20 protein-coding genes and 3 tRNA genes are annotated in these 23,228 nt (G+C 67.8%); 4 read left to right on the top strand and 19 right to left on the bottom strand.

The window, feature by feature from the left end:
• Positions 1 to 139: 139 nt before the first annotated feature.
• From tspO to LRA98_RS09575, 3 genes are read right to left on the bottom strand one after another with little or no spacing between them, the layout of a single operon-like run.
• A complete protein-coding gene (gene tspO, locus LRA98_RS09585) occupies positions 140 to 634 on the bottom strand; it encodes a tryptophan-rich sensory protein TspO (RefSeq protein WP_201168751.1) in 495 nt (164 codons plus the stop codon).
• A complete protein-coding gene (locus LRA98_RS09580; protein ID WP_201168753.1) occupies positions 631 to 864 on the bottom strand; it encodes a thioredoxin family protein in 234 nt (77 codons plus the stop codon). Before LRA98_RS09580 ends, tspO begins: the two co-directional genes overlap by 4 nt.
• Before the next feature lie 50 nt (positions 865 to 914).
• Entirely contained in the window at positions 915 to 1,913 is a 999-nt protein-coding gene (locus LRA98_RS09575) for a permease (protein ID WP_201241371.1), read from the bottom strand.
• Positions 1,914 to 2,058: 145 nt separating this feature from the next.
• On the opposite strand from LRA98_RS09575, the gene LRA98_RS09570 reads away from it, so the two are divergent.
• On the top strand, positions 2,059 to 2,784 hold the full coding sequence (locus LRA98_RS09570; RefSeq protein ID WP_201168757.1) for a PP2C family protein-serine/threonine phosphatase: 726 nt from the start codon (positions 2,059 to 2,061) through the stop codon (positions 2,782 to 2,784).
• A 9-nt stretch (positions 2,785 to 2,793) separates the two neighbouring features.
• Here LRA98_RS09570 and der read toward each other — a convergent pair whose 3' ends face one another.
• The 7 genes from der to LRA98_RS09535 all read right to left on the bottom strand — a co-directional run bounded on the left by der (position 2,794) and on the right by LRA98_RS09535 (position 11,849).
• Entirely contained in the window at positions 2,794 to 4,212 is a 1,419-nt protein-coding gene (der, locus tag LRA98_RS09565; protein ID WP_238633856.1) for a ribosome biogenesis GTPase Der, read from the bottom strand.
• Between the two features lie 113 nt (positions 4,213 to 4,325).
• Entirely contained in the window at positions 4,326 to 4,619 is a 294-nt protein-coding gene (locus LRA98_RS09560; protein WP_238633854.1) for a hypothetical protein, read from the bottom strand.
• Positions 4,620 to 4,856: 237 nt separating this feature from the next.
• The gene (locus LRA98_RS09555; protein WP_238633852.1) at positions 4,857 to 6,092 is read right to left on the bottom strand and encodes a TsoY family (seleno)protein; all 1,236 of its coding nucleotides are present in this window, start codon (positions 6,090 to 6,092) and stop codon (positions 4,857 to 4,859) included.
• Between the two features lie 127 nt (positions 6,093 to 6,219).
• Positions 6,220 to 7,812 (bottom strand): ABC transporter ATP-binding protein, encoded by a 1,593-nt coding sequence (locus tag LRA98_RS09550; RefSeq protein WP_238633851.1) that lies wholly within the window; start codon positions 7,810 to 7,812, stop codon positions 6,220 to 6,222.
• Positions 7,805 to 8,848, bottom strand: a complete 1,044-nt coding sequence (locus LRA98_RS09545; RefSeq protein WP_238633849.1) for an ABC transporter permease — start codon at positions 8,846 to 8,848, stop codon at positions 7,805 to 7,807. The genes LRA98_RS09550 and LRA98_RS09545 overlap by 8 nt, the downstream gene beginning before the upstream one ends.
• A 4-nt stretch (positions 8,849 to 8,852) precedes the next feature.
• Positions 8,853 to 9,941: a microcin C ABC transporter permease YejB gene (locus LRA98_RS09540; RefSeq protein ID WP_238633847.1), complete on the bottom strand. Its 1,089-nt coding sequence runs from the start codon at positions 9,939 to 9,941 to the stop codon at positions 8,853 to 8,855.
• 12 nt (positions 9,942 to 9,953) lie between these two features.
• Positions 9,954 to 11,849 carry an extracellular solute-binding protein gene (locus tag LRA98_RS09535; protein WP_238633845.1) on the bottom strand — a complete coding sequence of 632 codons (1,896 nt, stop codon included), beginning with the start codon at positions 11,847 to 11,849 and terminating at the stop codon, positions 9,954 to 9,956.
• A gap of 65 nt (positions 11,850 to 11,914) precedes the next feature.
• On the opposite strand from LRA98_RS09535, the gene LRA98_RS09530 reads away from it, so the two are divergent.
• On the top strand, positions 11,915 to 12,706 hold the full coding sequence (locus tag LRA98_RS09530; protein WP_201168772.1) for an enoyl-ACP reductase FabI: 792 nt from the start codon (positions 11,915 to 11,917) through the stop codon (positions 12,704 to 12,706).
• Between the two features lie 463 nt (positions 12,707 to 13,169).
• Here LRA98_RS09530 and LRA98_RS09525 read toward each other — a convergent pair whose 3' ends face one another.
• The 9 genes from LRA98_RS09525 to LRA98_RS09485 form a co-directional block, all read right to left on the bottom strand.
• Entirely contained in the window at positions 13,170 to 14,744 is a 1,575-nt protein-coding gene (locus LRA98_RS09525) for a peptidylprolyl isomerase (RefSeq protein WP_238633844.1), read from the bottom strand.
• A 100-nt stretch (positions 14,745 to 14,844) separates the two neighbouring features.
• Positions 14,845 to 14,921: transfer RNA gene (locus LRA98_RS09520), tRNA-Asp, on the bottom strand.
• Positions 14,922 to 14,968: 47 nt separating this feature from the next.
• Positions 14,969 to 15,044, bottom strand: a tRNA-Val gene (locus LRA98_RS09515).
• 16 nt (positions 15,045 to 15,060) lie between these two features.
• Positions 15,061 to 15,333, bottom strand: a complete 273-nt coding sequence (locus LRA98_RS09510; RefSeq protein WP_201168777.1) for an HU family DNA-binding protein — start codon at positions 15,331 to 15,333, stop codon at positions 15,061 to 15,063.
• 256 nt (positions 15,334 to 15,589) lie between these two features.
• Positions 15,590 to 18,052 (bottom strand): endopeptidase La, encoded by a 2,463-nt coding sequence (gene lon, locus LRA98_RS09505; RefSeq protein ID WP_201168780.1) that lies wholly within the window; start codon positions 18,050 to 18,052, stop codon positions 15,590 to 15,592.
• A 123-nt stretch (positions 18,053 to 18,175) separates the two neighbouring features.
• Positions 18,176 to 19,456, bottom strand: coding sequence for an ATP-dependent Clp protease ATP-binding subunit ClpX (clpX, locus tag LRA98_RS09500; protein WP_201168783.1), 1,281 nt, complete (start codon positions 19,454 to 19,456; stop codon positions 18,176 to 18,178).
• A gap of 84 nt (positions 19,457 to 19,540) precedes the next feature.
• Positions 19,541 to 20,173, bottom strand: coding sequence for an ATP-dependent Clp endopeptidase proteolytic subunit ClpP (clpP, locus tag LRA98_RS09495; protein WP_238633842.1), 633 nt, complete (start codon positions 20,171 to 20,173; stop codon positions 19,541 to 19,543).
• A 25-nt stretch (positions 20,174 to 20,198) separates the two neighbouring features.
• Positions 20,199 to 21,509: a trigger factor gene (gene tig, locus LRA98_RS09490; protein WP_238633840.1), complete on the bottom strand. Its 1,311-nt coding sequence runs from the start codon at positions 21,507 to 21,509 to the stop codon at positions 20,199 to 20,201.
• A gap of 85 nt (positions 21,510 to 21,594) precedes the next feature.
• Positions 21,595 to 21,684, bottom strand: a tRNA-Leu gene (locus tag LRA98_RS09485).
• Between the two features lie 167 nt (positions 21,685 to 21,851).
• Between LRA98_RS09485 and LRA98_RS09480 the strand changes: the two genes are divergently transcribed.
• Both LRA98_RS09480 and LRA98_RS09475 read left to right on the top strand, forming a co-directional pair.
• On the top strand, positions 21,852 to 22,682 hold the full coding sequence (locus LRA98_RS09480) for a hypothetical protein (RefSeq protein ID WP_238633838.1): 831 nt from the start codon (positions 21,852 to 21,854) through the stop codon (positions 22,680 to 22,682).
• 65 nt (positions 22,683 to 22,747) lie between these two features.
• Positions 22,748 to 23,227 (top strand): flagellar basal body-associated FliL family protein, encoded by a 480-nt coding sequence (locus LRA98_RS09475; protein WP_238633837.1) that lies wholly within the window; start codon positions 22,748 to 22,750, stop codon positions 23,225 to 23,227.
• Position 23,228: the final 1 nt, after the last annotated feature.

The following is a 23,228-nucleotide window of genomic DNA, read 5'->3' as shown; positions in this document are numbered from 1 at the left end:
CGAACCGTCTCGGCAGAAGGACTGCGCTGCTCGGCACGCTCAACGGCAACCCAGCGGCCCGATACCCCCCCGGCCAGGGGCGCAGGCGGTCTCGGCAGACGGCCGCCGGGGCCCCGGTAAAAGGGCCCCGACGAGCGGCTTAGGCGCCGCCCTGCTCCGTCGTGCCGGCCGAGGGGGCATCGCCGTTGCGTCGCCAGATGTCGTAGTTGAGGGCGCCCGCAAAGCTGACCCAGGCCAGATAGGGGATGAACAGCAGCCCGGCCAGCCAGTCCGCGGCCAGGAACGCCGCCGTGGTCAGCAGCACCGAGACCCACAGCGCCCCAAGCACCACCAAGCCGCCGAAGAGCTGCTGCAGACCGAAGAAAACCGGCGTCCACAGCGTGTTCAGAGCGATCTGCAGCGCCCACAGGGCCAGACCGAGGGCCAGGACCTCGGAGCCGGACAGGGCCACCCGCCAGGCGGCCACGGCAATGGCCAGGTAGAGCACCGTCCACGCCACCGGGAACAGCCAGTTCGGCGGCGTCCAGGTGGGCTTGTCCAGCTCCTCATACCAACGCCCGGGACCGAACATGGCCCCGGTGGCGGCCGCCGCCATGCAGGCGCCGAGAAACGCGACAAAAATCAAAAGACTCACTGCAGCCACTCCTTGATCTGCTCGGGTTCAGGAACCGACCCGCTGTGGACCAGCCGCTCGTCCACCACCACGGCCGGTGTCGACATGACGCCGTACTGGATCAGGGCCTCCGGCCCCGTCTCCTTGTGTACCTCTGCGGCCACACCCAGATCAGCAGCCATCTGCTCGATCCGCTCGGCGGTGTTGTTGCACTTGGCGCAGCCACTGCCCAGCACCTTAATGATGGTCATGGGATCCGTTCCTCCTATGCATCGTTCATGGTAACGGCCTGCCGCCGTCCTCACACCCCGGCAAATAGTAGCGGCTCCACGGCATTGAGCAGCCACCCCGCCAGGGTGAAGGCGAACAGCAGCAGGACGAAGAAGATCGCCAGCAACCGCCACTGCATCACCTGCTTGAGCAGCACGAACTCCGGAAAGCTCGCAGCGACGGTGCTCATGCAGAAAGCCAGGGTGGTGCCGATGGGCAGCCCCTGGATAATCAGGCTCTCCATCACCGGCACCACACCCGTGATGTTGGTGTACAGCGGAATGGCGACCAGCACCGCCGCAGGCACCTGCCACCAGTGACCGGCACCCAGGTGCTCCTCGATCCAGCCCTCGGGGACGAAGCCGTAAAGCGCCGCCCCGAGGCCGACACCGATCAGGACCCACTTCCAGACCCGCGCGAAGATCTCCCCCACCTCGCGCCGGGCAAAGTCGTGGCGCTGGCGCAGGGTCAGCCGCGTCGCACCGGCAGCGCCGTCAGCCGGCGCACTGCCCTCGGCATAGGCCTTGGCCAGGAACGGTTGCAGGTAGCGCTCCGCGCGAATGGCGTCGAGAAACGCCCCGCCGAGCATGCCGATCAGAAAACCGACGGCGATGTAGATCAGGGTCAGCTCCCAGCCCAGCAGCCCCCAGAGCAACACCACGGCCACTTCGTTGATCATCGGCGAGGTGATCAGGAAGGCCATGGTCACCCCGATAGGGATCCGCGCCGTGGTGAAGCCGATGAACACCGGCACGCTCGAGCAGGAGCAGAACGGGGTCACGGCTCCGAACGTCGAGCCCAGGAAGTAGCCGAGGACGCGATTGCGCCCGGCCAGGAAGGCGCGGACCCGCTCGACGTTCAGCGACGCCCGGGCCAGAGCAATGACGTAGATCAGCACCGCCAGCAGGGCGAAGATCTTCGCCGTGCTCTCAACGAAGAAGTGCGCGGCATCGCCGAACGGCGTGCCGGCCTCGATGCCCAGCAGGTCGTGGACGATCAAGGTGGCGAGATGAGCGAAGAGTTCAAGCATGATGGACGGCTGTCAGTTCGGGATCGGCAGCCATTGTCATATACGCCTAAACATATATCAAACACGGCACAGGTTCCCGCAGCACGCTCTGCGGGCTAGGATGGCCTCAAACCTTTGGCAACCCTGCAACAGGAGGCGTGGAACCATGGAGATCGCCGGCGAGACCCACCGCGGCCACCAGCGACCTCGCAACGAGGACCGCATCGACTGGGACGAGGGCGCCGGCGTCGCGGTGCTCGCCGACGGCATGGGCGGGCTGCCCTACGGGGCCGAGGCGGCGCGGCTGGCGGTGGAGGCGGTGATCCGCATCGCCCGCACCCACCACGGCAGTGACCACACCTGGCTGGAGTCCGGCGGAGAGCCGGCGGATCTGGTCCAGCTGGCCAACCGCGCCGTGCTCTCCTATACCGAGCGCGACCGCCGCTACGAGGGCATGGGCACCACCCTCGCCCTGCTCTGCGCGGCCCCCGACGAAGTGGCCCTGGCCCATGTGGGCGACTCCCGCATCTACCGCTTCCGGGACGGCCGCCTGGAGCGGCTCACCCGGGACCACACGCCGGTTCAGCGCGCGGTCGAGACGGGGGCGATGACCGAGGCCGAGGGGCGCCGCTCGCCGGAACGCAACGTCCTCGAGCGCGCGCTCGGCGCGGTGACTTGGGCCGAGCCCGACGTCACCCGCCTGCCGCGCGACCCCGGGGATCTGTTCCTGCTCTGTTCCGACGGCCTGACCGAACCTCTGGAGGACGCGGCGATCGGTGCCATCCTGGCCGAGGAGGACCGCTCGCTGTCCCAGCGCGCCGGGGATCTGATCGAAGCCGCCCTCGATGCCGGCGGGCCGGACAACGTCTCGGTGGTGCTGGTCCGCACCTGAACCGCCCGGCTAGCGCCGGCGCTTGCGCTTCTTCTCGCGCTTCTTGGCGTGGTGGATGACCCGCTGGCGCCGGCGGCGCTGACGCTCGGTGAGCTGGTTGGGCTTGTCGGCGAAGGGGTTCTCGCTGGCCCGGCACTCGATGCGCACCGGCGTGCCGTACAGGTCGAAGGCGTCGCGGAAGAAGTTCTCCAGGTACCGCATGTAGGCCCGCGGCAGCCGCTGCACCTGGTTGCCGTGGACGACGATCACCGGCGGGTTATGCCCGCCCTGGTGGGCGTAACGCAGCTTGATCCGCCGCCCGCGGGAGAGCGGCGGCTGGTGGTTGGCGAGCGCCTCCTGCAGGGCCTCGTTGAGTTCCGGGGTGGCCAGATCCCGGTGGGCGGCCGCATGGGCCCGGTCCACCGACTCCAGCAGCAGCCCCACGCCACTGCCGTGCAGGGCCGAGACGAAGTGGTGGCGGGCAAAGCCGAGGAAACCGAAACGCAGATCGAGATCCCGGCGCACCTTGCGGCGCTGATCGGGATCGAGACCGTCCCACTTGTTGATAACCAGCACCAGGGCCCGTCCGGCCTGCAGGACATGCCCGGCCAGGTGGGCGTCCTGCTCGGTGATCCCCTCTTGGGCATCGGTCACCAGCACCACCACCGAGGCCCGCTCGATGGCCTCCAGCGTCTTGACCACGCTGAACTTCTCGACGGTCTCCTGGACCCGCGCCCGGCGCCGCACGCCGGCGGTATCGATCAGAGTGTAGTGCTGCCCGTCGCGCTCGAACGGCACGGCGATGCTGTCGCGGGTAGTGCCCGGCTCGTCGTAGACCACCACCCGCTCCTCGCCGAGGAGCCGATTGACCAAGGTGGACTTGCCCACGTTGGGCCGGCCGATCAGCGCCACCGGGATGCCGTGCCCGGCGGCGACCTCCCCCTCGTCCGGCTCGGCGGGCGGGAGCGCGGCGAACAAGGCGTCGAGCAGCTCGCCGACGCCGCGCCCGCGCGTGGCGGCGATGCTGTGAACCGGCTGCAGGCCGAGGCCGTGAAAATCGGCGGCGGCCACCCCGGCCTCGAGGCCGTCGGTCTTGTTCACCGCCAGGAACACCGGCACCTGCGCCCGCCGCAGCTCGGCGGCGATCTCTTCATCCCCGACGGTGCTACCGGCCCGCCCGTCGACCAGGAAGACCACGGCGTCGGCCCCGGCGATGGCGGCGCGGGCCTGCTCGTGCATGCAGCCGCCCACTCCCTCGAGCTCCTCGCCCATCCCACCGGTATCGACCACCACGGCGTGACTGCCGCGATGGCGCACGACGCCGTACTGCCGGTCCCGGGTCAGGCCGGGGTGGTCGGCCACGAGGGCGTCCCGGCTGCCGGTGAGCCGGTTGAACAGGGTCGATTTGCCGACGTTCGGCCGCCCGACCAGGGCGATTACCGCAGACATTGGGCGTTCCCCGCATTGGCTGGGACAGGATGACCGCGCTGGAAAGGCGGTCCGAAGGCGGGGATTATAACGGACGGGGCAACGGCCCGTGAGCCGCTGCCCCCCTGGGAAGGTCAAACCATGGCGTCGATCTCGCCACCGGCGTCCAGATCGTCGACGCCACCCGAGGCGTCGTAACTGGCGGCACCACCGTCGTCCTCAAAGGACTCGGTGCTGGTGCCCACGTCCTCGCCCCCGGCGATCGAGGAGATGTCCACTGTTTCCGAGCCGCCAGCGGCTTCACCACCGAACTCGGAGCCGCCAGCGCCCTCCATCTCCTCACCCTCGAAGGGGTCGTCACCACCGGCGCCCTGGGACGGCGGCGGCATGCTCGGCGCCCCTCCGCCAACTCCTCCTACTGCAGACATCACTACCTCCTGCGTTTCGTATCACTCGGGCCGGGCTCTCTACCCGCCTATCCGGCACTCCATTGCCGGTTGCGGCCATCCGGTTCCGGCGCCCGCTCCGCGCCATCCGCGCTCAAGGGGCTTGTGGCACGGAGCGTTTCCGGATATGCGTGGGACTTGCAACCTACGTGCCGGGTTCCAGGTCCCACTTCTGCCTACACCCCTGTTGTCGTCGGATGCAGGACAGACTTGAGGGCCTCAGGACGATGAACCGGCCGCGGAGGTGCGAAGACGCTGCCCGGCACCGGCATCCACCCGGAAATGCTTGCGATTGAGTTGGAAGACCAGCCAGAGCGTGACCGCCTGCACCGTCAGGGCGATGGCCGTCAGCACCCAGTAGGCGACGCCGTAGGCCTCGATGACGCCGTGCTGGACCAGGCCCAGGTTGGTGAAGAAGTGGATCATCACCGCCAGCGCCACACCGGGGCAGACCAGGGTGTAGGAGCCGGCGGAACGCTCGGGGCCGATCACGAAGCGGCCGAAGTAGTTGAAGCGGCGCAGCACCACCCAGCCCAGCAGCAGCAGCGCGACCTGAGCCGCCAGGAAGTAGGTGAGCAGTCCCAGGGTCTGGATGCCACCGGCCTCGGCGCCGAAGTGGGCCTCGATGCCCGCCGTCTGACGCACCAGGGTGATGCCGATGATCGTCAGCACCGGGACCCCGATCCACAGGCTCGGCGCGCTGATCGGATTGGCGTTCTGCTCCATCATCGCGCGCACGCCGAGGACCAGCATGACAGCGCCGGTGAGCACCGCGGCGACCAGGAAGAAGCTCGACAGCGCCAGACTGAACGCCGCTGTCGCCGGCACGCTGCTCATCCCCGCCGGCGCGGCCAGCCCCACGCCGACCATCGACAGCGCGAAGGCAGGCAGGGCCTGGGCCAGGCTGTTGTCGGCGGCGCAGTCGCAGTCGCTCTCGGTGAGCACCCGGCCCCAAAAGTCGCCGAGCTGGCGCAGAGCCCAGCCGCCGACGATCAGGAAGGCGACCATGGCCGCGGGGAAGAGCCACTCCACGATGGCCGACAGCCCCGGGACAAAGACCATGCCGAGCACGAAGCCGACATTGATGGTCATCGCCACGGTCAGCGGCGCGGCCAGCAGCTGCACCTCGGTGCGGTTGCCGCGCATGTTGTTGCGGTAGGCGTCGGTCTGCAGGAACCGCCGATGCTCGCGGATGTTCCAGAACAGCAGACGAAAATGGATGAAGGCCATGGCCAGGATGCCGGCCCAGGCCAGTACGATGGCCGTTTGCAGGCCGGCGTGACCGCTGCCCAGCGCCGCCACGATATCCTCGAAGAAGGGCACCATGCCCTCGTAGGGCACCCAGAACATCAGCCACATGAAAAACGATACGGTCAGCCCCCCGGCGCCCAGGGCAGCGAGCCAATACAGTGGGGAGTAGTTCTCCCCGAGGTCTCTGGGCAGTCGATGAAGCATGCTCCCTCCTTTGCGTTGTCAGGTTGCGTATCCAGCGACTCGAAAATGTATCAACGTTCTTGAATACGATGGTATGCGCATATTTGAAACTATGTCAAAGGGCGCGGAGCCCCGGCGGCGGGATCGCTCAGGAGGAGAGAAAGGCGGCGGCCATCAGGGCCCGGGTATAAGGGTCCTGCGGAGCGGCGAAGACCGCCTCTGCTGGCCCGCGCTCAACCACTCGGCCGGCCTGCATGACCAGGACCTCATGAGCCAGGGCGCGGACGACCTGGAGGTCGTGACTGATAAAGAGGTAGGCGAGGCCGCGGCGACGTTGCAGGTCGCGGAGCAGGTCGATGATCTGGGCCTGCACCGAGACATCCAGCGCTGAGGTGGGCTCATCGAGCACCACGACCTGCGGCTCGAGGATCAGCGCCCGGGCGATGGCGATCCGCTGGCGCTGGCCGCCGGAGAACTCGTGGGGGTAGCGGTGGCAGGTCTCCGGGTCGAGGCCCACCTCCTCGAGCACACGCACGATCCGCGCACTGCGCTGTTCACGACTCAGAAGTGGATGGTGCAGGTCGAGCCCCTCGCCGACGATATCGGCCACGGCCATGCGCGGCGACAGGCTGCCGTACGGATCCTGGAAGACGATCTGCAGGGCGCTGCGGTAGGGGCGCAGCTGCCGCGCCGTGCGCCCCTGGAGTTCATCACCGCGGAAACGGATCGAGCCACTGCTGCGCTCAAGCCGCAACAGCGCCAGGCCCAGGGTCGACTTGCCTGAACCACTCTCCCCGACCACGGCCACGGTCTGCCCGGCACGCAGGGTGATGTCGATGCCATCGACGGCTCGCACCCAATCCACCGGCCGGCGCAGCAGACCGCCGCGCACCGGGAAGTGCACACGGATCCCCGCCCCGTGGAGGAGCACCGGCGCCTGGGCGTCCGTTGCCACCGGCTCGCCGGCGGGCCGGGCCGCGAGCAACTGCCGGGTGTACGGATGCTCGGGTCGGCTGAACAGACGCTGCACCTCGCCCCGTTCGACGATCTCGCCCTGGCGCATGACACAGACCCGGTCAGCCACCAGGCGGATCACGTCCAGATCGTGGGTGATGAACAGCAGGGCCATGCCCAGCCGCGCCTTCAGGTCGGCGAGCAGGCTGAGGATCTGCGCCTGCACGGTCACGTCGAGGGCGGTGGTGGGCTCGTCGGCGATGAGCAGATCCGGCTCGTTGGCTAGCGCCATGGCGATCATCACGCGCTGACGCTGCCCGCCGGAGAGCTGATGCGGATAGGCGCTGAGCAGCCGCTGCGGATCGGGGAGCTGGACCTGCTCAAGCAGCCCCCTCACCCGCCTTCGGGCCGCCACCCGATCCAGACCGCGGTGGACGAGCAGCGTCTCGCGGATCTGCTTCTCCACCGTGTGCAGCGGATTGAGGGAGCTCATCGGCTCCTGGAAGATCATGCCGATGCGCCCGCCGCGGTGCTCGCGCAGCACCGGCTCGGGGGCGCCGAGCAGCTCGCGGCCACGAAAGCGGATCGAGCCGGCCGGGTGCCGCGCCCATGGATAGGGCAGGAGCTGCAGCACCGAGTGGGCGGTGACCGACTTGCCCGAGCCGCTCTCCCCGACCAGCCCCACGCTCTCGCCCGCGGCAATATCCAGATCCACGCCGCGCACCGCCGGCGCGCCATCGCCGAAGGCCACCTGCAGACCGCGGATGCTCAGCAGCGGTTCAGCCACGCCCGGCCTCCTGCGCCCTGCGCGGGTCGAAGGCGTCGCGGGCCGCCTCGCCGACAAAGATCAGCAACGAGAGCAGCAGCGCCAGGCTGACAAAGGCCGAGATACCCAGCCAGGGGGCGTGCAGATTGTCCTTGCCCTGTTGCAGCAACTCGCCGAGCGACGGCGACCCGGGCGGCAGACCGAAGCCGAGGAAATCCAGCGAGGTCAGCGTGGTGATTGAGCCGTTCATGATGAACGGCAGGAAGGTCAGCGTGGCCACCATGGCGTTGGGCAGCACATGGCGGAACAACACCCGCAGGTGCCCGGCCCCCAGGGCCCGCGCCGCCTTGACGTACTCCAGGTTGCGAGCGCGCAGCACCTCGGCGCGCACCACCCCCACCAGGCTGACCCACTGGAACAGCAGCAGGATGAACAGCAGCCACCAGAAGCTCGGCTCGATCAACGCCGAGGCGATGATGATGATGTAGAGCGCCGGGAGACCGGACCAGATCTCCACGATGCGCTGACCAAACAGATCCGTCTTGCCCCCGAAGTACCCCTGCAGCGCCGCCACCACCACCCCGATCACCGAGCTGGCCACGGTCAGCAGCAGGGCAAAGACCACCGAGATGCGGAAGCCGTAGAGGATGCGCGCCGCCACGTCGCGCCCCATGTCGTCGGTACCGAGCCAGTTCTCCGCCGAAGGCGGCGCCGGGGCCGGCTCTGCCAGGCCGAAGTGCACCGTGTCATAGCTGAAGCGGATCGGCGGCCACAGCGCCCAGCCCCCCGCCTCGATCAACTCCTGCACATGGGGGTCGCGATAGACCGTCTCGGTGGGCAACTCACCGCCGAAGGTGGTCTCGGGGATCGACTCGACCACCGGAAAGTGGAGGCTGCCCTCGAACCAGACCACCAGCGGCCGGTCATTGGCGATGAGCTCGGCGAAGAGGCTGAGCACGAACAGCCCGACGAAGATCCACAGCGCCCACCACCCCCGGCGATTGGCGCGAAAGCGGGCCAGGCGACGCTGATTGATCGGCGACAGCGACCCGAGCACCGGCTCAGACCTCCCGGGTCTCGAAATCGATGCGCGGATCGACGGCGACGTACATCAGGTCGCCGACGAGATTCAGCACCAGTCCGAGCACGGTGAAGATGAACAGCGTCCCGAACATGACCGGGTAATCCCGGTCCACGGCGGCCTCGAAACCGAGCAGCCCGAGCCCCTCCAGCGAGAAGATCACCTCGATGAGCAGTGCGCCGGTGAAAAGCGTCGAGACGAAGGCTGCCGGGAAGCCGGCGATGACGATGAGCATGGCGTTGCGAAAGACGTGTCCGTAGAGCACCCGGCGCTCGGTCACTCCCTTGGCCCGGGCGGTCACCACGTACTGCTTGTGGATCTCTTCCAGGAAGGAGTTCTTGGTGAGCATGGTCAGACCGGCGAAGCCGCCGATGACCATGGCCAGCACCGGCAGCGCGATGTGGTGCAGGTAGTCGAGGATGCGCATAGGCCAGGACAGCTCCGCCCACCCCTCGGAGACCAGCCCACGCAGAGGGAAGAGATCCAGGTAGGTGCCGCCGGCGAAGAGGATGATCAGCAGGATCGCGAACAGGAAGCCGGGCACGGCATAGCCGACGATCACCAGCGCCGAAGTCCAGACATCGAACGGCGAGCCGTCGCGCACCGCCTTGCGGACCCCGAGCGGGATGGAGATGAGATAGACCAGCAGCAGGGTCCACAGCCCCAGGGAGATCGACACCGGCAGCGCCTCGACGATCAGCTCCAGGACGGACTGGTCGCGGTAGAAGCTATCGCCGAAATCGAGGGTGAGATAATTGCCCATCATGGTGAGAAAACGCTCATGGGCGGGCAGATCGAAGCCGAACTGCCGCTCGAGCTCGGCGAGCAGCTCCGGATCCATGCCGTGGGCGCCGCGGTAGCCACCGCCGGCCTCGGCGAAGGCGGCGCCCACCTCGCCCCCGGAGCCGCCCACCCGCGCGGTGGCCTCGACCCCGGTGCCGGCCAGCTCGGCACTGATCCGCTCGATGGGCCCACCCGGGGCGGCCTGGACAATCAGAAAGTTGATGACCATGACCCCGAGCAGGGTCGGGATCATCAGCAACAGGCGGCGCAGGATGTAGGCCGGCATGGTCCCCATCGGCTATCGGACCGAACGCGGGCCGTTGGCCTCGCGCAGTCGCTGCTCCCTTTGCGGATCGACCCACCAGGTGTCGAAACCCAGGCCGTAGTCGGGGGCGATCTCCGGCCGCCCGAACTTGTCCCAGTAGGCGACCCGGTGCACCGGAGTGTGCCAGTTGGGGATGACGTAATGACCGGCCAGCAGGACCCGGTCCAGGGCACGGGTCCGGTGCACCAGCTCATCGCGCCCCTCGGCGGTGACCAGCCGCTCGACCAGCTCATCGACCACCGGGTCGCGCACACCGGCGTAGTTCCGACTACCCGGCTGCTCGGCGGCCGCCGAGCTCCAGTACATCGCCTGCTCGTTGCCCGGCGAGGGCGACTGCGGCAGGACCACAACGGCCATATCGAACTCGAAGTTATCCAGCCGGTACTGATACTGCGTGGTGTCCACGGTGCGCACCCGGGCCAGCACCCCGATGCGCCGCAGGTTCTGGACGAACGGCAGGGCCACCCGCTCGAAACTAGGGTTGACCAACAGAAGCTCGAAGGCCAGCGGCCGGCCACTGTCCTGGTGACGGAGGATGCCGTCCTCCCCCACCGACCATCCAGCCTGCTCGAGGATGCGCAGCGCGCGCAGAAGGTTGTCGCGATTCCACCCGGAGCCGTCGGTCACCGACGGCTGGTACGGCTCGAAAACCGCCTCGGGGAGCTCGTCGCGATAGGGCTCGAGGATCGCCCGCTCGGCTTCACTGGGCGCGCCACGCGCAGCCAGCTCGGAGTTCTCGAAATAGCTGGCCGTGCGGGTATAGGCCGAGTGGAAGAGCTGCCGATTGGTCCACTCGAAATCGAAGGCGTAGCCGAGGGCCCGGCGCACTTCGCGGTCCTCGAAGACCGGGCGGCGGGTGTTGAAGACGAACCCCTGCATGCCCGCCGGGCGGCGGTGCTCGATCTCCTCGAGCACCATGCGGCCGTCGCGACGCGCGGAAGTCTCGTACCCCGTCGCCCAGTGCCGTGCGGTGTTCTCCTCGCGCAGATCGAACTCCCCGGCCCGAAAGGCCTCGAGGGCGACGGTGGCATCCCGGTAGAAGTCGTAGCGCAGACGATCGAAATTGAACCGACCGCGGCGCACCGGCAGGTCCTCGGCCCAGTAGTCGGTCACGCGCTCATAGGTGATGCTGCGCCCGGGGCGGGCCTCGGCGATGCGGTACGGGCCGCTGCCCAGGGGCGGCTGCATGGTGGTCCGGCTGAAGTCCCGATCCTCCCAGTAGTGCTGCGGCAGCACCGGCAGCTCACCCATGATCAGCGGCAGCTCGCGATTGCCGGCGTGGGCGAACTCGAAGCGCACCCGGTGCCGATCCAGCGCCTCGGCCGACTCCACATGGCGGTAGTAGGAGCGCAGCCGGGGGTGACCGTGCTCACGCAGTAGTTCGAAACTATAGACCACGTCCTCGGCGGTGATCGGCTCCCCGTCGTGGAACTGCGCCTCTTCGCGCAGATGAAACTCCACCCAGGCATCATCCTCGCCCACCTCGACACGCTCGGCGATGAGCCCGTAGACGGAGAACGGCTCGTCCTCGGCGTGAGCCATCAGCGTATCCACCACCAGCCCCAGACCCGGCGGCCTGGTGCCGCGCAGGATATAGCCGTTGAGGCTGTCGTAACTGCCGCGGGCCTCGCGGATGACGGTCCCGCCCTTGGGCGCGTCCGGGTTGACGTAGTCAAAGTGCGAGAAATCCGGCGGGTACTTGGGCTCACCGTGCAGCGCCAGGCCGTGCACCCCCGACGAGCCCGGCGCTGCCCCGACGATGGCCGGCAGCTGCACCGCGGCCAGCAGGCAGGCCGTGCCCAGCAGCCAACGCGCCAGGCGGGGCCAGGCGCGGCCGCTGGGACGGGGGAAGGCGTGCATGCCGGTCATGTTATCATCTCCGGCGTTTCGCCCCTGGGCACGCGCACGCAAGCAACAGTTGCCGGAGAGCAGATATGGGATTCCTGCAGAACAAGCGCATCCTCGTGGTCGGTGTCGCCAGTGACCGCTCCATCGCCTGGGGCATTGCCGAGGCGATGCACCAGCAAGGCGCCGAACTCGCCTTTACCTACCAGAACGAAAAGCTCCAGGACCGGGTCACCAAGCTCGCCGCCTCGGTGGACAGCGAGCTGGTCTTCCCCTGCGACGTCAGCTCCGACGAGCAGATCGAATCGGTCTTCTCTGAGCTTAGCAAGCACTGGACCGATGGCATCGACGGCATCGTCCACGCCGTGGCCTTCGCGCCGCGCGAGGAGCTGGCCGGCTCGTTCGTGGACAATACCACCCGGGAGGGCTTCCGCACCTCTCACGAGATCTCGGCGTACAGTTTCGTGGCCCTGGCCCGCTACGGCCGCGAGATGCTGCGCCAGCGCCAGGGCTCGCTGATCACGCTGACCTACCTGGGCGGCGAGCGGGCCCTGCCCAACTACAACGTCATGGGCGCGGCCAAGGCGAGCCTGGAGGCGACCACCCGCTACATGGCCGCTGACCTGGGTCCGGAGGGCATTCGCGTGAACGCCATCTCGGCCGGCCCGATCCGCACCCTGGCGGCCTCGGGGATCGGCAGCTTTAAGCAGATGATGAGCTTCAACGAGCAGGCTTCGCCATTGCGCAAGAACGTCTCGACCGAGGAGGTCGGGCACGTGGGGGCGTTCCTGTGCTCGGATCTCGCCTCGGGGATCACCGGTGAGGTGGTCCACGTCGACGGCGGCTTCCACTGCGTGGCGCTGTCGGGCGCGGAGCTTTAGACGCGGCGCCTGCTTGAAACAGGTGCCGAACGCGAAGGCCCTGCGGCGCAAGCCGCGGGGCCTTTTGCTATGGGGGCTTCCACAAGGCGAGCGCTGGGCGCGACCGGGAAGAGCGGCTCATCGAGGGCGTCGCCCCATCCGGCGAGCGACGGGGTGCCCCTCTTCACCGGGGGCTGACGAGCGCGCCGCTTCGCGATCCCCTGCGCGGCTCACCCGATCGGGTCGCTCGCTTAACTCGCTCCGCTGACGCTTCGCTCGGACAAAACCTCGCTAAAAGCGCCGACGGCGGGCGTCGGCGCTTTTCCCCGCTCGGGCTGCGCTGCTCGGCGCGCTCAATGCCCCCGGTGAAGAGGGGCACCCCAGCGCTCTCCATTTCGCCGTGTCGTGCCCCTGAGCCGCTCTTCCCGGTCGCGCCCAGCGCTCCTTCCGCAGGGGGCCAGCGATAGAGCCCCCGCGCCCGCCGCTAGAGCCGTTCGCGGGCAATCTCGATATCCGCCTCGGCACGCAGGGCGCGGATCAGCGCCCGCACCTCGGAGTCCCCGGCCATGCGCTGGAGCTGTTGTTGCAGCTGCTCACGCTCCTGAGCCGAGAGGCCGTCCGGATCGCCGCGGCTGATGCCGTCCAGACGGAGCAGCGCCGCGGCCCCGTCCTCCAGCTCCACCCGGGCATGGCCGCCCTCCTCCAGGGCGAACGCCTCGCGCACAACGGCCGCCGGGTGGCTGCGGTCGTCCCGATAGGCCTCCTCGACCGTGAAGCGTTCGACATCGAGCTCCTCGGCCAGCTCGTCCAACGACTCACCATCGCGCAGCCGGGTCATCAACTCCTCCGCCCGCTCCAGGGCAAGTTCGGCGGCACGCTCCTGGCGGATCTCCTCGCGGATGGAATCCGCCACCTCCTCCAGGGGACGGGGCTCGGCCTCTCGGTGTTCCAGGAGCCGTACCACCAGGTAGCGGTCCTCGTCGGCGCGGATCAGGTCGCTGTTGTAGCCATACTCCAGCACATCCTCGCTGAACGCCTGCTCGACGACCCCGGAAAGCTCGCCGATGCCCTCGCCGCCCTCGCGATCGATCCAGTCGCTGCTCCGGATCTCCAGGCCGAAGGTGTCGGCCAGCGGTTCCAGGCTGTCCGGCTGCTCAAAGGCAATATTGCCGAACTCATCGCCGGCCTCCATGAACTCGGTGCCGTGCTGTTCGCGGATGTAGTCGGCCAGCAGCTCTTCGCGCACGGCATCGAAGGCCGGCGGGTCCTCGTCATCGCCGTAACGCTCGTCATAGCGCTCGCGGAGCGCATCATCATCCACTTCGACCTGATCACGCAGGGCCAGCGGACCCAGCTCGACGTACTCAAGGCGCACCGCCTCCGGGGCCATGTAGTCGTCGGTGTTGGCCTCGTAATGGGCCTCAACCTCGGCATCATCGACACGAACCTCGTCGATGTAGCGCTCGGCGGCGAGCTCGAGGTAGCTGAAGCTGCGCGACTCGTCCTGCAGGCGCACCAGACGATCCAGCTGGGAGGGGGTGCTGATACTGCTGGCGAACACGGCCTGCTGGAACTGATCAGCCTTAAGATCCCGCCGGACCAGCTCCTCGTAGTCCTCCGGCGTCATGCGATTGCGCTCAAGCAGGGTTTGGTATCGACCCCGGGAGAACTGCCCGCCCTCGTGGAAGATCTCCTGGCTACGGATGGTCTGGGCCACCTCCTGATCGGTAACCCGCAATCCCTGGCGATCGACGTAGGCGTGCAGCAACCGCTCGTCGATGAGCTGCTCCAGGGCCTCGCGGCGCAATGCAGCAGCGTCGAAGGCGCCATCGGGAAGATCACCGCCGAACATCTCGCGCAGCTGCGCGCGCTGGCGCTCCACCGCCTGGTTGATCTGCGAGCGGGGAATCTCCTCGCCATCGACGCGGGCGACCACCGCGTCCTCGCGGCCACCACCGAAGTATTCGTAACCACCCATGAAGATGAACGGCAGGGCGATAAACCCGATGATGACCCACGCAATCCAGCCCTTGATGCCGTCACGAATCGCCTGAAGCATGCCTTGTCTTCCGCCGAGTGCTCATGTGGGTGATCAGGATACAAAAAAGGCGCCACTATGGGCGCCTTTTTATCGCGGCTGTCAGGGCCACTTTCTGATTTGGCGGAGCGGACGGGACTCGAACCCGCGACCTCCGGCGTGACAGGCCGGCATTCTAACCAACTGAACTACCGCTCCGTGATTACGTCGATTATTGTAACAACTTTTTGCCGCTTGTCTACCCCTGGTGGGTGGTGAGGGATTCGAACCCCCGACATTCGCCTTGTAAGGGCGACGCTCTCCCAACTGAGCTAACCACCCAAACCGACTAAGCCCCTTAGTTTATCGCATCCTTGAGCGCTTTGCCAGGCTTGAAACCCGGGACCTTCGACGCCGGGATGTTGATGCTCTCGCCGGTGCGCGGATTCCGGCCAGTGCGGGCGGCCCGATCGCGCACGGTGAAGGTGCCGAAACCCACCAGGGTGACCTGATCCCCCTCGCGCAGGGCGTCGGTGACCGACTCAACCATGGCATCGACGGCGCGCGCGGCCGCGGCCTTGGAAAGATCCGCGGAGTCGGCTACCGCCTCGATGAGTTCACTCTTGTTCATCCCCGTGTCCCCTTTTCGGTTTTTTTACTCGATGCTGGCGTGGCTGGCCCTTCGGGCCTGGGTCACCGAACGGCGGCCCGGCAACCCTACGGACCCCCAAACCCTACCACGGCGTAGCGTGCTTCCACAGCGTTGCCGTTGAATCGCCCTGCTGGCAGCGCCGACGCCGCCGGCCCGGGCCTGTCACGGCCCAGGCCGCTCAGTTGCTGGCGTTATAGCAGCGGCTTTTCCGGACTGTCAAACGGGCGGCACGAGCTCAGTGCGGCCGCTTGGCGTCGCCCTCGCCCTCACCGACGGCCACGCGCTTGGCCGCGTCGGCCTCGTCCTCGCCCTCCGGAGCCGGCAGCGGCTCCGGCTGACGGGTCAAGGCCACCTCGAGGACCTCGTCGATCCAGCGCACCGGCCGGATGTCGAGCTTCGACTTCACGTCCTTGGGCACATCGGCCAGATCCTTCTCGTTCTCGGCGGGGATCAGGACCGTGTCGATACCGCCGCGCAAGGCAGCCAGGAGCTTCTCCTTGAGCCCGCCGATGGGCAGCACCTCGCCGCGCAGGGTGATCTCGCCGGTCATGCCGACCCCGGCGCGCACCGGGATGCTGGTCAGCGCCGAGACCAAGGCGACACACATGCCGGTGCCCGCCGAAGGCCCGTCCTTGGGGATGGCGCCCTCCGGGACGTGGATGTGGTAGTCGTTCCGGGTGTAGAACTCCGGATCCAGCCCCAGCGCGCGGGCGCGGCTGCGCACCACGGTGGTGGCCGCATCGATGGACTCCTTCATGACCTCGCCGAGCTGGCCCGTCTGCGTCGCCCGGCCCTTGCCCGGCACCACGGCCACCTCGATGGTCAGCAGCTCGCCGCCCACCTCGGTCCAGGCCAGGCCAGTGGACTGGCCGATGCGGTCCTCGGTCTCGGCTACGCCGAAACGGTAACGCCGGACCCCGAGGTGCTTGTCGATGTTCCGACGGGTCACCTGCACGCCACTGCCGCGCTTGCGCCCCTTCGACTCGCCCTCGACCAGGTCCTTAACCACCTTGCGGCAGACCGTGGCCAGTTCCCGCTCCAGGTTCCGGACACCGGCCTCGCGGGTGTAGTACCGGATCACGTCACGGATGGCGCTCTCCTTGACGTCCAACTCGCCCTTCTTGAGGCCGTTGGCCTTCATCTGCTTGGGCAGCAGGTAGTTCTGCGCGATGGCCAGCTTCTCCTCCTCGGTGTAACCCGGCAGACGGATGACCTCCATCCGATCGAGCAGCGGTGCCGGGATGTTCATGGTGTTCGCCGTGCAGACGAACATCACGTCCGAGAGGTCGAAATCCACCTCCAGGTAGTGGTCGCTGAAGCTGTTGTTCTGCTCCGGGTCGAGGACCTCGAGCAGGGCCGAGGACGGGTCGCCCCGGAAGTCCATGGCCATCTTGTCCACCTCGTCGAGGAGGAACAGCGGATTGCGCTTGCCGGCCTTACTCAGGTTCTGGACGATCTTGCCCGGCAACGAGCCGATATAGGTGCGCCGGTGGCCGCGGATCTCGGCCTCGTCGCGCACCCCGCCAAGGGACATGCGAGTGAACCGGCGGTTGGTCGCCCGGGCGATGGACTGACCCAGCGACGTCTTGCCCACGCCGGGCGGCCCGACCAGGCAGAGGATCGGACCCTTGAGCTTACGCACCCGGCGTTGGACGGCCAGGTACTCGAGGATGCGCTCCTTGACCTTCTCGAGCCCGTAGTGGTCCTGGTCGAGCACCTTGGCGGCGTGCTTGAGGTCGTGGCGCACCCGTGTCTTGTCCTTCCACGGCAGGCTCACCAGCCAGTCGAGGTAGTTGCGCACCACCGTGGCCTCCGCGGACATCGGCGACATCATCTTGAGCTTGTTCAGCTCCTGCTTCGCCTTGTCCAGCGCCTGCTGGGGCATGCCGGCCTGCTCGATCTTGTTCTCGAGATCCTCGACCTCGTTGGGCACGTCCTCCAGCTCACCCAGCTCCTTCTGGATGGCCTTCATCTGCTCGTTGAGGTAGTACTCCCGCTGGGATTTCTCCATCTGCTGCTTGACGCGCCCACGGATGCGCTTCTCGATCTGGAGGATGTCGATCTCCCCCTCGATCAGCCCCATCAGATGCTCGAGGCGCTCGCGCGGGTCCTCCATCTCGAGGACCTTCTGCTTCTCCTCAACCTTCAGCGCCATGTGCGCGGCGATGGTGTCCGCCAGCCGTCCCGGCTCTTCAATGCCGGATAGCGAGGAGAGGATCTCCGGCGGGATCTTCTTGTTGAGCTTCACGTACTGCTCGAAAACGTTGGTGGCGGAACGGGCCACCACCTCGAGCTCGCGGTCCTCGTCGCTGGGCTGCGGCTCCGGCACCGTGACCAGATGGGCCGAGAGATACTCGTTGCTATCGAGCAGCTCGACCAGGCGCGCCCGCTCGCTGCCCTCTACCAGCACCTTCACGGTGCCGTCCGGGAGCTTGAGCATCTGCAGGATCGAGGCGACGGTGCCGTAGCCGTAGAGCTCGTCGACGCCCGGGTCGTCCACCTCGGCGCTGCGCTGGGCGATCAGGAAGATGCGCTTGTCCTGCTCCATCGCCGCCTCGAGGGCGTGGATGGAGCGCTCCCGCCCGACGAACAGCGGGATCACCATGTGCGGGTAGACCACCACGTCGCGCAGCGGCAAAACCGGCGCCTGGGTGACGGTCTGCGGGGATTCGGGGTTGTGAGCGGTTGGCTCAGCCATTGGATGCGAACCTCATTGGCGTGCGAACGGCGGGACGCGCGCGGCCGCAGCCGCGCGCCCCTCCTCTGGGTTCGGAATGGGGGTGATACGGGCGGGTTTCAAGGTGCGCCGGGTGACGGCGCCCTACTCGTCGGACGCCGCCTTGGAGTGCTCGGGACCCGCGTAGACGATGTACGGGTCGCTGTCGCCGGCGATGACCGACTCGTCGACCACCACCTTGCTGACGTTCTCCATGGACGGGAGCTCGTACATGGTCTCGAGCAGCACCTGCTCGATGATCGTGCGCAGCCCGCGCGCACCGGTCTTGCGCTCCATGGCTTTGTCAGCCACGGCGCGCAGGGCATCGTCGCGCAGGTCGAGCTCGACGCCCTCCATCTCGAAGAGCTTCTGGTACTGCTTGACCAGTGCGTTCTTCGGCTCGCGCAGGATCTGCACCAGGGCCTCCTGGTCGAGCTCGTTGAGGGTCGCGATCACCGGCAGACGGCCGACGAACTCCGGGATCAGGCCGTAGCGGACCAGATCGCTGGGCTCCACCGTCTGCAGCGTCTCGCCCACGCTGGCCCGCTCCCGCTCGCTCTTGATCTCGGCCGAGAAGCCGATCCCGCCCCGCTCGGAGCGCTCCTGGATGACCTTGTCGAGCCCTGCGAAGGCGCCGCCGCAGATGAACAGCATGTTGCTGGTATCGACCTGGACGAACTCCTGCTGCGGGTGCTTGCGCCCGCCCTGGGGCGGCACCGAGGCGGTGGTCCCCTCGATGAGCTTGAGCAGCGCCTGCTGCACCCCCTCACCGGAGACATCCCGGGTGATCGACGGGTTGTCGGCCTTGCGCGAAACCTTGTCGATCTCGTCGATGTAGACGATGCCGTGCTGCGCCTTGTCGACGTCGTAGTCGCATTTTTGCAGCAACTTCTGGATGATGTTCTCGACGTCCTCGCCGACGTAGCCGGCCTCGGTCAGCGTTGTGGCGTCGGCGATGGTGAACGGCACGTTGAGCAGCCGAGCCAGGGTCTCGGCGAGCAGGGTCTTGCCCGAGCCGGTGGGGCCGATGAGCAGGATATTGCTCTTGGTCAGCTCCACGTCGTCCTGGCTGGTCCGGCTCTCGAGGCGCTTGTAGTGGTTGTACACGGCCACCGAGAGCACCTTCTTGGCGTGCTCCTGGCCGATCACGTACTGGTCGAGCTCGCGGTTGATCTCGTGGGGCCGGGGCAGACCGCCCCCCTCCGTCGCCGCGCCTTCCTGGAGTTCCTCTCGGATGATGTCGTTGCAGAGCTCGACACACTCGTCGCAGATGAACACCGATGGCCCGGCGATGAGCTTACGGACCTCGTGCTGGCTCTTCCCGCAGAAGGAGCAGTACAGCAGCTTGCCGCCGTCCTCGCCCTTGTTCTGAGTTCGATCAGTCATGCCACGGCCTCGGTTTGCGCACTGGAATCATTCGTTATCAACGATGCACCCTTTTCAGCGGGTACGCAACCAGCCCGCGGGTCCTCACTCGGAGGCACCGCGGCTGGTCAGGACCCGGTCGATCAGGCCGTACTCCGCGGCCGCCTCGGCGGTCATGAAGTTGTCCCGATCGGTGTCCTGGCGGATGGTATCGATGTCCTGCCCGGTGTGGTGGGCCAGGATGGTGTTGAGACGATCCCGCATGTTGAGGATCTCGCGGGCGTGGATGTCGATGTCCGTCGCCTGCCCCTGGAACCCGCCCAGCGGCTGGTGGATCATCATCCGCGAGTTGGGCAGGGCGTGGCGCTTACCCGAGGCGCCGGCGGCGAGCAGCAGAGCACCCATGCTAGCCGCCTGCCCCACGCAGAGGGTGGCCACGTCCGGCTTGATGAACTGCATGGTGTCGTAGATCGCCAGCCCGGCGGTCACCGATCCGCCCGGCGAGTTGATGTACAGGTGCACGTCCTTGTCCGGGTTCTCGGACTCGAGGAACAGCAGCTGCGCCACCAGCAGGTTGGCCTGGTAGTCCTCCACCGGGCCCACAAGGAAGATGACGCGCTCCTTGAGCAGGCGCGAAAAGATGTCGTAGGCCCGCTCGCCGCGCGCCGACTGCTCGACGACCATCGGCACCAGGCCGGTGTTGAACACGTCGGGGGCGGATTGCTGCGTATCGCTCATGCCGTTGGCCTCCTGGGGCCGCGACTCAGGCCGAAGCCTGGTCGCCGTCCTCGCTGTTCATGAGCTCGTCGAAGCTCATGGGCTTGTCCTCGGTCTGCACCTGCTCGAGCAGCCAGTCGACCACCTGCTCCTCGATCACCGAGGCCTCGAGCCCCTGCATCATCTGCCGGTCCTGAGCGATCTGCTGCAGGGCCTCGCTCGGATCCTGGCCGGAGTTGGCGGCCATCTCGCGCAGCTGGGTCATCATCCGCTCGCGGTCGAGCTGGATCCCCTGGCTGCGCACCAGCTCGTTGACCAGCAAGCCCAGCTTCACGCGGCGGCCCGCCACCTCTTCGTAGGCGGAACGCTCCGACTCGGGCAGCTCGCCTTCGGCGGTGGCGCCGGACTGCTGGCGCAGGGCCTCGATCTCGCCATCGATCAGGCTCTTGGGCAGCTCCAGCTCGTTCTGATCGGCCAGCTGATCGAGCACCTGCCGCTTGAGGCGCTGGCGCACGGCCTGGTCTCGCTCGCGCTCGAGGTTGCCGCGGACGGCGTCGCGCAGCGCCTCCACTCCGCCTTCCTGGATGCCCAGACGGGCCGCGAAGTCGTCGTCGAGCTCGGGTAGCTGCGGCTCTTCCACCCGCTTGACCGTCACCTGGAAGACTGCGGTCTTGCCTGCGATGCTCGGCTCGGCCAGATCGTCCGGGAACTTGTGCTCAACGGTCAGCTCCTGGCCGGCCTGGGCGCCTTGCAGCGCCTGCTCGAAGGCCTCGGGCAGCTGCCCGGCGCCGAGGATCAGCGGAGCGTCCTCGGCGGAGTTGCCGGTGAACGCCTCGCCGTCGATGGTGCCGTGGAAGTCGATGACCACACGGTCCTCATCCTGGGCCGCCCGATCCACCTCCTGGTAGTCGGCGTGCTGCTTGCGCAGCCGCTCGAGGACGTTGTCCAGGTCGGCGTCGGCGACCTCGACCTGGGGCCGCTCGACCCGGATCCGGTCGAGGCCCTGAACCTCGATCTCCGGCAGCACGTCGAAGGTGGCCTCGTACTCCAGGTCCTCCCCTTCGCCGGTACGCCTGGGCTCGATGTGCGGGTTGCCGGCCGGGCGCAGCGACTCCTGCTCGAGGGCCTCGGAGTAGGTCTGCTGGACCACCTCGCTGAGCACCTCGCTGCGCACCTGGGCGCCGTACTGCTTGCGAACGACCTTCACCGGCACCTTACCGGGCCGGAAGCCGTCCATCTTGACGCGGCCGCTGAGGTCTTTCAGCCGGCGTTCTACCTCTTGCTCCACGCGCTCGGCGGGGACCTGGACCGTCATGCGCCGGCCCAGGCCTTCGGTCGTCTCCACGGAAACTTGCATCGGGAAGTCCTTGGGATCCAAACGTTTGGTGATTGCGGTTTCGCGCTTGCCGCGCGGTCCTGGACCGCGCGGCCTACGGACTGCCTGGTGCGAAAGGAGAGACTCGAACTCTCACGGGGCTGCGAACCCCACCGGGACCTAAACCCGGCGCGTCTACCGATTCCGCCACTTTCGCAGACTCTGCGCGGCGTAATGGGGGTAACCCTGACGCCTTTCGCCGCATCAGTATAACAACGGCTGACGCGTTCCCCGCAATGCGCATCCGAGCGCTCGGCTGGCCGGCCGCGGTCCGCTACCATGGGCACCTGCCCATCGTCGGCGCCGCCCGCGCACAGAGGGAAGATGATACTGCTTGCCATCACGGTCCTGGTGCTGCTGCTCGCCCTGCGCGAGGTCACCACCAACCGCATCCACCGCACCCGCGACAATCCCGCGGCCGTTCGGCGCTGGCGGGCGGCGCGCCGCTGGCTGAACCTGGCCCTGCTGATTGCCGCGCTCGCCCTGCTGCCGACGTTCATCGACCAGCCCGGGGTACCGATCATTGCAGAGGCCCATACCCTGCTCAGCTTCGCCTGGCCGCTGATCCTCGGGGCGGCGGCCGTGGCGGCGGCCGTCGCCGTACGCACCGCCCTGCCTGAACTCCAGCGCGAACGCGAGCGCCGTGCCGCCCTCGCCCGCCGCAACAGCGACGCCGCCCGGGGGCTCAACCCGGCACGCGTCTCCGATGAGCTGCGCACATGGATCGGCGACAACGCACCCGATTATCGCTACCGCTTCGATGTCGAGACCCCGGCCGGCATGGTCAACATCCTGGTGGAGACCGGCGAAGCCCGCTACGCGCTCTACGTACTGCCACCGGAACACGCCACCCTCGGCTTCACCCCGGCGCTGCAACGCTGCGCGCGGATCGCCGCCAGCGTGAACGCCCGCGGCGTGCTGTGGATCCCCGGGGACGGCCCGGAGGAACCGCAGCGCAGCCGCGATCACCCGGTGTACGTGGTCTACGGCTCAATGATGCGGATCTTCGAGCTCATCGAGCGCAACGAGACCACGCTGCGTCGGCGCCGCGAGCGCCAGGAACGACTCAAGGACTATGCCGCGGCCAGCGCCGAGCGCGCCGCCGAGGAAGAGCAGCAGCAGGCGCAGCGCCGGCGCGGCAGCCGCGCCCGATGAACCAGCTGACCCTGCCACCCCGGCAGGACCTGCCCGGGGCTGGCTGACCCGCGAAGGAGGTCGACATGCCGAAAGGTCTGATCGCGCTACTCGGCGGCCTGGCCGTCCTGATGCTCGCCACCCTGGGCCTGGTGCTGGCCATGGCCACCGGGGTCTTCACCCCGCCCGGCATGGCCCCGGAGCACCGCGCAGAACCACGGCCGGAGCCGGCCGAGCAGAACCTGGCCGAGGCCCGCTATACCGAACTCGAGCAGGCGCTGACCGTCAACCTCGATGACGACGGGCCGGCGCAGTACCTCGAGGCCGAGGTCGAGATCGCCACCACCAGCGACGCCGCAGCCGATGGGATCGAGACCCACCAGGCCGCGATCCGCGATGCGCTGATGCTCTTCCTGGCCGATCAGTCCTCCACCGAGCTCGCCGAGCCGGATGCACGCGACGCGCTGCGCGAGGAGGCACTGGAACGCGTCAACGCCACGCTCCGCGAGTACGGTGTGGACGAGCCGGCGGCCGGCGTGTACTTCACCCGGTTCGTCATGCAATAAG

It is taken from the genome of Halorhodospira sp. M38, from assembly GCF_022227985.1.
Classification (GTDB): domain Bacteria; phylum Pseudomonadota; class Gammaproteobacteria; order Nitrococcales; family Halorhodospiraceae; genus Halorhodospira; species Halorhodospira halophila_A.
The sequence above is the reverse complement of the archived record's forward strand: the minus strand, read 5'-3'. Positions and strand labels throughout refer to the sequence as shown.